Genomic DNA, 9,770 nt, shown 5'->3' on the forward strand with positions numbered 1-9,770 from the left:
AACTTTGTTAAAATTGCGGGCAATAGCATATAGTAGCGATAAGTCAAAAAATAACAGTTGGGAAAAATAAAGGTGAGATATGAGCCACGAAACACCTAAAGTATTGGTTGTAGATGATGATATGCGTTTGCGCGCATTATTAGAACGGTATCTTGTTGAACAAGGTTTTGTTGTAAGGAGTGCGGCAAATTCTGAACAAATGGATCGTTTACTCGAACGTGAAAACTTTCATTTACTCGTGTTAGATTTAATGTTGCCTGGAGAAGATGGTTTATCTATTTGTCGACGCTTGCGTCAAGGTTCAAATGATATTCCTATTGTCATGTTAACCGCTAAAGGTGATGAGGTTGACCGTATCATTGGTTTGGAATTGGGTGCCGATGACTATATGCCAAAACCTTTTAATCCACGAGAATTATTGGCTCGTATTAAAGCCGTTTTAAGAAGACGAGTTCAAGAAGCCCCTGGTGCACCATCACAAGAAGAAAATATTATTGAATTTGGCGATTACCAATTAAACTTAGCAACACGTGAAATGCTTAAAGGTGATGTTAATATGCCTTTAACCAGTGGTGAGTTTGCCGTATTAAAAGCCTTAATTACTCACCCAAGAGAGCCACTTTCTCGCGATAAATTAATGAATTTAGCACGCGGCCGTGATTATTCAGCGTTAGAGCGGAGTATTGATGTCCAAGTTTCTCGTTTACGTAGAATGCTTGAAGAAGATCCAGCTAAGCCTCGTTATATTCAAACCGTTTGGGGATTAGGTTATGTGTTTGTTCCGGAAGGAAAAGCAGTTGCATAACTGACAAATAAACCTTTATGAAAATATTGCCACGTAGTGCTTTTGGGCAAACAATTTTATTGATTGGTGTTTTGCTATTAATCAATCAAGTCGTCTCATTGGTTTCCATTATGGTGTACATAGTACAGCCACAATCAGATCAAGTAGATCAATTGTTAGCTAAACAAGTACGCGTGGTTTTTTTAGATGTAAAAGACCCTGTGTTAACTCCTGCCATGGCCAAAGCGTTCCACTTAGAAACTGGCATTGGCATTTACACCGAACAAGATGCTTTACCGTTAGGGTTGGCAGACGCGACCTATTTTGAATTCCGTTCTTCTATAATGACTGAGCTGTTAGGCGGTCCAGCCGAAGTTCGTATTTCACAAGGTGATGAGTTTCTTTTCTGGATACGTCCGCCTCAAGCGCCCAACTATTGGGTGAAAATACCGTTAACGGGTTTAGAAGAGGCCAATTATAGTCCGTTAATTATCGTATTAATGATTCTGGGTGCCTTAAGTGTTATTGGTGGTTGGTTGTTTGTACGGCAATTAAACCGTCCTCTTAAATCATTACAATCTGCGGCACATGATGTGGGGCGTGGTGACTTTCCAGAACCATTAGCAGAACGTGGTACCACAGAAATAGTGGCTGTTACTCAAGCATTTAATCATATGTCAAAAGGTATTAAGCAATTAGAGGATGACCGAAATTTATTGATGGCAGGTATCTCCCATGATTTAAGAACGCCTTTAACACGCATAAGGTTAGCGACAGAAATGATGTCTAAACAAGATGAGTTTCTTAAAGAAGGCATTGATGGCGATATTGATGATATGAATACCATTATCGATCAATTCATCGATTACATACGCCATGATAGTAAAGATAAAGCTGAGCTTGATGATCTTAATGTGTTATTAAGTGAAGTGGTGCAATCTGAATCTATTTTAGATAGAAAAATTACTCTAAATGCACAGCCAATAGTAAAAATTCCTTTACGTTATGTCGCTATAAAACGTGTTGTTGCCAATTTAATTCAAAATGCCGTTCGTTATAGTGAGGGGGATATTATTATCAATTCAGGCATGGATGAGACAGGCCGGTTTGCTTATTTTTCCGTGTGTGATTTCGGCCCCGGTATTCCTGAAGCGGATATCGAGCGATTGTTTCAACCTTTTACACAAGGTGATAAGGCTCGCGGAACTGAAGGTAGTGGCTTAGGTTTGGCGATTATTAAGCGAATTATTGATACTCATGGAGGAAGAATTTTACTGACCAATCGAGAAGAAGGGGGGCTGTCAGCAAAAGTAATTTTACCTGTTTCTCATTAACTCGACTCATCTCATCAAGGTTGCAAAACAAGCAATGTGAAGATATTTTAAGCAAAATTAATTTTATTGTGATATATTTTCGTTTGGTTAACAAAATGTAAAATTTTTTGCCTACCTGCTTGTGTTCTTCGTTAAAATCCTGTGGAATGTCATTTATTAAAATAATGCTGTTATTGACATGAATAATAAAAAATTTCGATTAAAATTCACTGACGTTTATCTTTTATCGTGGATATTTCTAAGCGCAAACGTTTTTGCGAAAGGTGATTTTAATACGGAATCAGGCAATTTTTTTAATCTTTCATTACATACTGAAATAGGCCAAACTGATAATTTTTTATTCAGTAATCAGCATAAAGAACAAACCGCTTTTATCACATTATCGCCTTCGTTAGCGCTTCAAACACAATTTGAAAATCAGTTACTTAATCTCGACTTTGAAAGTGAGCACGTTAAATATCAAGATTTTTCACAAGATGATCATACAAACTTTACTCTCGCACCTCGATATCAATATAAGATTGCACCTAACAAAGCACTTTTTATTAACACAAGGTTGGCTAATAGCTATGAAAACCGAGGGACAGGCCTGACCTTAGGTAATGCGAAGTTACTTACCCAAGGCGATAAACGCGAAGCCACAAATTATTCAGTCGGTTATTTGTATGGCTCACAAGTTTCCGTGGCAAAATTAACTGCCGAATTAGGACAATATACCCATCAATATAAAACGCGTAGAAATAATACCTACTTGTTAGATCAACAAAAGCGTTTTGCTCATATTTCATTTGACTATTTATTATCTGGGCGGTCGTATTTAGCAACGAATATCGCCTATGAAAATATATCCTTTGAGCATAATAATGTTCTCAATAAGAAGAAATATACTGCGTTAGCTGGGATGAAATGGCAAACCACTGAGATCAGCCAATTGGCACTATTATTAGGATACCAACAGATAAAATTTGCTCACGCTACGTTTAATGATGATGACGGCTTTAAATGGCGATTTGATTGGCAATGGCATCCTATTTATTCTACAAAAGTCGCGATAAAAACCGAGAGGGATTTTCAAGAAGCGAACCGTCTATCCAATAGTTATCGTATTGTCGATAATTTTGATATGAATGTAACCTCTCAGTTGAGTGATTTATTCAAGGTTACTGCGGTTGTTGGCACTAAACGAGAAAAAATTATTTATCAGCAAAGCCAAGAAAAAGAAGACTATTTATTTAGTCAATTTACGTTGCAGTACCAAAGAAACGAGTGGTTATCCATTTACCTAAAATATCAATATCATGATTTAAGTGCTTCTGAAATTGTGCTCGATTATCAGAGAAATAGCATTTCAATAGGGTTTGATGTTACTCTTTAGGATTGGGTGGATAAAAAATATGCGATTTTTAGTCTTTTTATTTTGGTTGGTTAGTACTTTTAGTACAAATTCTTTTGGTTCTGATTATGTTTTAGGGCCTGGGGATCAAATATCAATTGTTGTTTATGATGAACCCGATTTATCGACCAATGTAAAAATTAATAAAACAGGTTTTATTTCCTTCCCTTTTTTAGATGATATTAAGGTGATTGGTTTAACACCTAAAAAACTAGAAAATGTAATTAAACAAGGTTTGTTGGGTGATTATTTGATCAACCCACAAGTAACGGTGTCGATTGTACAATACCGACCTTTTTTTATTCATGGACAAGTCATGCGACCCGGCGGTTATCCGTATCAAGATGATTTAACGCTTGATAAAGCCATAGCCCTTGCTGGTGGTTTAGGGAATAGAGCATCGAAAACTGAATGGAAAATCACAAGGATTGTTGATGGTAAGAGCGTCATAATCACCGGAAGTGTTATGACATTGGTGTACCCAGACGACATAATTGAGATAGAGCAAAGCTTTTTTTGATGAACGAACACGAGCATCCTAAAATAGTTCAAGACGAAATAAACTTAAAAGAAGTTTTAAGTCCGCTTTGGACAAGACGATGGAAAATTATTATTTTCACACTACTAATGAGTTTAGTGGTGGCTTTTTATGTGTCTCTTCTAAAACATTCCTATCAAGCGACTGCCATTTTACAAATTGGTAGTAATAAACCTAAAAACACCTTATCGATTAATGATGCGTTTAATGAAAGTTCAGCAAGTTACGAACAAATTCAAACTCAATACGAGTTGTTGCGGTCAAGAAAATTTGCTGAACGTGTCGTGTCAAAGTTAAATCTTACAGTTCACGAAGAATTTAACAGTGGTAAATATAACGATAAACTTCAGTTTCTTGCTGACAGAAATAAACCTTCTACACCGCCGAGTATTGGTCAGGTTGTGGAAGACTTTCAAGACAGATTAAAAATATCGCCTATTGTTGAAACTGAATTAGTAAAAATAACCTTCACTGCTTATGATCCTCGATTAGCCCAAAAAGTGGCGAATCAAGTGGGTCAAACTTATCTTCAATATCAAGATGAAATTCATAGCGCTTCAAAAGAATCAACCTCGCAATGGTTAGTTGATCAACTTGAAGAATTAGGTAAAAAACTTGAAACCTCTGAACAAGCTTTGCAAGCTTATCGTGAAAGTGAAGGCATTGTTGATGTTAAAGGACTAGACGGTCTTATCGAGTCGGAATTGACCGAGTTAACATCCTCATTATTAAAAGCCTCGAAAAAAGAGGGCGACTTAAAAGTTACTTATCAATACATTCAAAAGCATAAAGGTAATTACACGCAATTAACGGATCTTCAAGAAATAAATAGTAAGCCTAGTTATATTCAACTGCGCCGCGCTGAAGAAGAAATCGAGCGTAAACTTACTGAGCTTTCTCAACGTTATGGTCCTAAACATCCGAAAAGAATGTCTGTTGAAGCTGAATTAACCTCATTGCGTCGTAATTTAGAAGAACAAGTGAATGACTTGGTTATTGCGATTGAGAAAGAGTACTTTTCTTCGGCAGAAAAAGTGAAAGCTGATACGGAACGACTTAACATTACCAAACAAAATTATTTAAAAATGAGTCGGCTTAAAAATAAATTCTCACAGTTACAGCGTGAAGTTGAGACGAATAAAGAGCTTTATAGCAATTATTTAATTCGTCTGAAAGAAACTGATGCGATGGGCAATTATAAATCGAATTTCTATGTTCGCTTTATCGATAAAGCTATTATTCCTAAAGGACCGGTCGCGCCTAATAAAACAATGGCGGTAATTTTAGCTTTTATTTTGTCACTTGGTTTTATTTCTATGGTGGTGATTTTACGTGAACTATTAATGGATACGCTTAATTCACGACGTAAATTAGAAAACTTTAATGAAGCGCCTATTTTAGCTGTACTACCGAAGTTTCGACCTAAAACCAACGATAGTGATAAAAAATATTATACTGATAATCGATTTGTTGAAGCGATTCGCACGTTACGAACGTCTTTGTTATTTAATCATGAGAAAAAACCGCCTAAAGTTATTGCCGTTACTTCATCGGTGCCAAATGAAGGAAAGTCAACCGTTGCATTAGAGTTAGCGCGCTCTTTTAGCGAAATGGAAAAAGTGTTATTAATTGAAGCCGACATGCGTCATCCAACTATTTATAAGAATATGGATTTACCGCCTCATCGCCCAGGCTTATCTAATTTATTAGCCAAAACTCATCAAATTAATGAATGTATAGTACGCGATAAAAACGTTAAGTTAGATATTTTAACGTCAGGGATCACCCCAGCAAATCCGCTTGCATTTTTGTCGATGAAACGTTTTAACATGCTTATTAAAGTTTTTGGTAATTTTTATGACCGCATCATTATTGAAACGCCGCCGGTCAATGCCGTTAGTGACGCCGTAATTATTTCGCGTTTGGTGGACAGTGTTTTATATATTGTTCATGGTGGAAAAACCAAGCGAGAACAAATTACCACAGGTTTACGTTTACTCAGACAAGTTAATGCTCCTGTAGATGGCGTAGTCATTAACCACAGTGAAAACATAGATACCGATAAATACCAAAATAAATATTATACTAGTAAAGCCAATATCATTAAGCTTCCGATGCGTAAGCAAGGATAATTACCAACAAAATTTTCCATACCTAAGCTGATTGATTTCTATTACAATGAGCGAAATTCTTTTCTAAAAATGAACACAATGCAGCAAGAATACGATTTAAGTCGGCATAATAGTTTTGCTTTTCCAGCCATTTGTCCTGCATTTTATCAACCGCACTCGTTATCAGAATTGGAAGATATTCTAGAACACTTAACTTCTCCTTTTTATATCTTAGGAGCTGGTAGCAATACTTTGTTTACCGAAGCCACTACTACCGCAATTTTACAACCTGACTTTCAAGGTATAACGGTTAAAGACGCCGGCGACTCTATACTTATTTCTGCTCAATGCGGTGAAAATTGGCATACTTTAGTCAGTTTTTGCGTTGAAAATAATTATTATGGTATTGAGAATTTAGCCTTGATCCCTGGAAGTGTTGGTGCAGCACCTGTGCAAAACATTGGCGCTTATGGCACTGAACTGGCCGATGTTATTGATCATGTCTTATGGTATGAATTTGCCAGCAAAACCATTAAAAAGTTAAATCGCTCGGCCTGCAAATTTGCTTATCGAGATAGTATCTTTAAAAATCAACTTGCGGGTAAAGGACTTATTGTTGAAGTTACCATTCGGTTAGCTAAACTGTGGCAAGCAAACTTAACTTATCGTGGCTTAGATGAATTACCCAGTGATGCTACCGCCAAAGAAGTGTTCAATAAGGTCATTGCTATTCGCCAAGCTAAATTACCTGATCCAGAAATTTTACCTAACGCGGGGAGTTTCTTTAAAAACCCTGTGGTTGACAAGCAAACCTTCGAAACACTAAAAGTAAAATACCCAAATATGCCGGCTTATATGCAAGACAATGGCAAAGTAAAATTAGCTGCGGGTTGGTTGATTGAACAATCAGGGTTAAAAGGATATAGCACAGGTGAGGTTGGCGTAGCAGAAACACAGGCATTAGTACTGGTGAACTACGCTAGTAAAAACGGTCAAGATATTATTCATTTAGCGCAATATGTACAAAGCCAAGTATTAGCCAAATTCGATATTTTTCTTCAACCTGAAGTCAGATTATTATCGAGCAAAGGTTTAATTGAATTAACTCAACCTAATCAAGCGTAATTATCGACATATGGCAAAATCAGTAAAAGAACAATTAATTAAACGGCTTGCGCCGGGGCAGTTTATCTCTGGTCAAGCGATAGGTGATGAACTTGGGATCAGCAGGGCCGCAGTATCTAAGCATATCTCTGGGTTACAAGAAATGGGGCTAGATGTTTTTTGTGTGACCGGTAAAGGCTATCGTTTTGCACAACCACTGCATTTATTAGATAAAACGCTTATCAGTGAACATTTACAAGACGATGATTGTGCCGTTTCCCTAGAAGTGCATAGTGTAATTGATTCGACCAATAGTTATTTATTACGCCGAATTCCACATCAAGTAAAATTGGGTCAAGTTTGTGTGGCTGAGTTTCAAAATGCCGGTCGTGGTCGTAGGGGGCGACAATGGATCTCACCGTTTGGCTCACATATTTATATGTCTATGTATTGGTGTTTAACGCAAGGGATTTCTGCGGCCATGGGGCTGAGTGTTGTTGCGGCAATTGCCGTGAGTGATGCAATAAAACAATTATATGATGTTGAAGTAGAATTAAAGTGGCCGAATGATATCTATGCAAATGGCAAAAAATTAGCGGGTATTTTAATTGAATTAGAAGGGCAAGCGTTAGAATCAAGCCATTGTGTAATAGGGATAGGTTTAAACATTAATATGCCGATGAAAGCGGCAGAAAATATTGATCAACCATGGACCGATTTACAATCAATTATTTCTGTTGAAGTTGATAGAAATCAGTTAGTGGCAACGCTCATCAATTGTCTTATCTCCCGTTTAAATCAACATAAAGAAAGCAGTATAGTGACCATGCTTGACGATTGGCACAAGCAAGATTTGTATTTAAACAAACCAGTAAGACTAATTACCGGCGAAAAAGAAACGTTAGGAATATGTCGAGGTATTAATAATCAAGGCGCTTTAATGCTTGAAGTAGATGGACAAATTAAACCTATTTACGGTGGTGAAGTGAGTTTGCGAGGGTTACTGTGAAATTATTGATTGATGTCGGCAATACGCTGTGCAAATACGTGACCTTTCAACAAGGCGAACTATCGGCGGTTACCTCAATTGAAAGCCATTTGATCAATCAGCAATGGTTAACAAAAAACTTTCCAGCCGTAGCACAATGCATAGTGAGTAACGTTAATGATAGTCAAATTAACCAAACTATTTCATTGTGGTGTGAATCTCAAAACATAGCGTATTGTTTTGTTAAAAGTGAAACGGAAAAATTTAATCTAAGATGTGCTTACGACGACCCAAGTACCTTTGGTGTTGACCGTTGGTTAGGATTAATTGGAGCGTCAACGTTATTTCCAAATCAAGCTGCACTGATTATTGATGTTGGCACGGCTACCACGATAGATTTATTAACATCTTCAGGTGTTCATCAAGGTGGATGGATATTACCTGGAATAGAGTTAATGTTTTCAAGTGTGACTAACAATACGAAAAAAGTGATTGCTACGCCAAAGGAAATCAATCAAATAGCATTCGCTAATAATACTTCTGATGCTGTTAATCAAGCGAACTGGGCGGCAACAATAGGTTGCATCAATATTGCAATTGCTAGTGCTCATTCACAATACTTATCTCAAGATGAATCGTTAAAGATTATTTTAACTGGCGGAAATGCGGCAAAGCTTAAGCAATTAATGGCAATAGAATGTGAATACATTGAAAAGTTAATTTTTGTAGGAATTAACCGTTATGATGCGAAGAACTGTGCTTAAATAAATCGACTTTGGGTAAAAAAACATCACTTGCAATAAAAAAGTATAAAAAACTTTATTTTTTTACGCTTTTTTATTGCAAGGGGCAAAACATTACTCTAGAATTCGCACCACTTAATGTAGTGCCGACTTAGCTCAGTTGGTAGAGCAACTGACTTGTAATCAGTAGGTCGCCAGTTCGACTCCGGCAGTCGGCACCATTAATACTTAATGACTATGATGAAATAGTGATTAAGTCCAAAATATTGGAGGGGTTCCCGAGTGGCCAAAGGGATCAGACTGTAAATCTGACGGCTCCGCCTTCGGTGGTTCGAATCCACCTCCCTCCACCATTTTGCAGAGATAACTAAAAGATTAAGCGGGCGTCGTATAGTGGTAATACCTTAGCCTTCCAAGCTAAAGCTGCGAGTTCGATTCTCGCCGCCCGCTCCATTTTTAAGTTGAATGCTGATATGGCTCAGTTGGTAGAGCGCACCCTTGGTAAGGGTGAGGTCGGCAGTTCGAATCTGCCTATCAGCACCATTCCTTAATTCTTGGTCTATTCTTTATCTCTAGTAAATAATTTATTAATTTTGTTAACACCCTTGAGGTATTTTATAATGGCTAAAGAAAAATTTGAACGTTCGAAACCACATGTAAACGTTGGTACAATCGGACACGTTGATCACGGTAAGACTACGTTAACAGCTGCTATCTCTGCGGTATTAACAAAAGCTTTCGGTGGTGATGTAAAAGACTTCGCACAAATTGATAA

Annotated in this window: 9 protein-coding genes and 4 tRNA genes; all 13 read left to right on the forward strand. The window is 37.2% G+C overall.

Annotated elements, in window-relative coordinates:
* Positions 1–79: 79 nt before the first annotated feature.
* The gene (ompR, locus tag Q4493_RS06960) at positions 80–805 is read left to right on the forward strand and encodes a two-component system response regulator OmpR (protein ID WP_303450734.1); all 726 of its coding nucleotides are present in this window, start codon (positions 80–82) and stop codon (positions 803–805) included.
* A gap of 17 nt (positions 806–822) precedes the next feature.
* On the forward strand, positions 823–2,118 hold the full coding sequence (gene envZ / locus Q4493_RS06965; protein ID WP_303450736.1) for a two-component system sensor histidine kinase EnvZ: 1,296 nt from the start codon (positions 823–825) through the stop codon (positions 2,116–2,118).
* A 178-nt stretch (positions 2,119–2,296) separates the two neighbouring features.
* Positions 2,297–3,493: an outer membrane beta-barrel protein gene (locus Q4493_RS06970; RefSeq protein ID WP_303450739.1), complete on the forward strand. Its 1,197-nt coding sequence runs from the start codon at positions 2,297–2,299 to the stop codon at positions 3,491–3,493.
* A 19-nt stretch (positions 3,494–3,512) separates the two neighbouring features.
* Positions 3,513–4,031, forward strand: a complete 519-nt coding sequence (locus Q4493_RS06975) for a polysaccharide biosynthesis/export family protein (RefSeq protein ID WP_303450741.1) — start codon at positions 3,513–3,515, stop codon at positions 4,029–4,031.
* Positions 4,031–6,181, forward strand: a complete 2,151-nt coding sequence (locus Q4493_RS06980) for a polysaccharide biosynthesis tyrosine autokinase (protein WP_303450744.1) — start codon at positions 4,031–4,033, stop codon at positions 6,179–6,181. The genes Q4493_RS06975 and Q4493_RS06980 overlap by 1 nt, the downstream gene beginning before the upstream one ends.
* Before the next feature lie 78 nt (positions 6,182–6,259).
* Positions 6,260–7,285, forward strand: a complete 1,026-nt coding sequence (gene murB, locus Q4493_RS06985) for a UDP-N-acetylmuramate dehydrogenase (protein WP_303450747.1) — start codon at positions 6,260–6,262, stop codon at positions 7,283–7,285.
* Positions 7,286–7,295: 10 nt separating this feature from the next.
* A complete protein-coding gene (gene birA / locus Q4493_RS06990; RefSeq protein WP_303450750.1) occupies positions 7,296–8,273 on the forward strand; it encodes a bifunctional biotin--[acetyl-CoA-carboxylase] ligase/biotin operon repressor BirA in 978 nt (325 codons plus the stop codon).
* Positions 8,270–9,016, forward strand: coding sequence for a type III pantothenate kinase (locus tag Q4493_RS06995; RefSeq protein WP_303450754.1), 747 nt, complete (start codon positions 8,270–8,272; stop codon positions 9,014–9,016). The genes birA and Q4493_RS06995 overlap by 4 nt, the downstream gene beginning before the upstream one ends.
* Before the next feature lie 124 nt (positions 9,017–9,140).
* A tRNA-Thr gene (locus Q4493_RS07000) sits at positions 9,141–9,216 on the forward strand.
* 47 nt (positions 9,217–9,263) lie between these two features.
* A tRNA-Tyr gene (locus Q4493_RS07005) sits at positions 9,264–9,348 on the forward strand.
* 26 nt (positions 9,349–9,374) lie between these two features.
* Positions 9,375–9,448 (forward strand) — tRNA-Gly (locus Q4493_RS07010).
* Positions 9,449–9,462: 14 nt separating this feature from the next.
* Positions 9,463–9,538, forward strand: a tRNA-Thr gene (locus Q4493_RS07015).
* 77 nt (positions 9,539–9,615) lie between these two features.
* Positions 9,616–9,770, forward strand: a 155-nt coding sequence (locus Q4493_RS07020; RefSeq protein WP_303450793.1) for a GTP-binding protein, incomplete at its 3' end; no start/stop codon positions are given.

The sequence above is a fragment of the Colwellia sp. 1_MG-2023 genome (assembly GCF_030546755.1).
In the GTDB taxonomy this organism is placed as follows: Bacteria; Pseudomonadota; Gammaproteobacteria; order Enterobacterales; family Alteromonadaceae; genus Thalassotalea_H.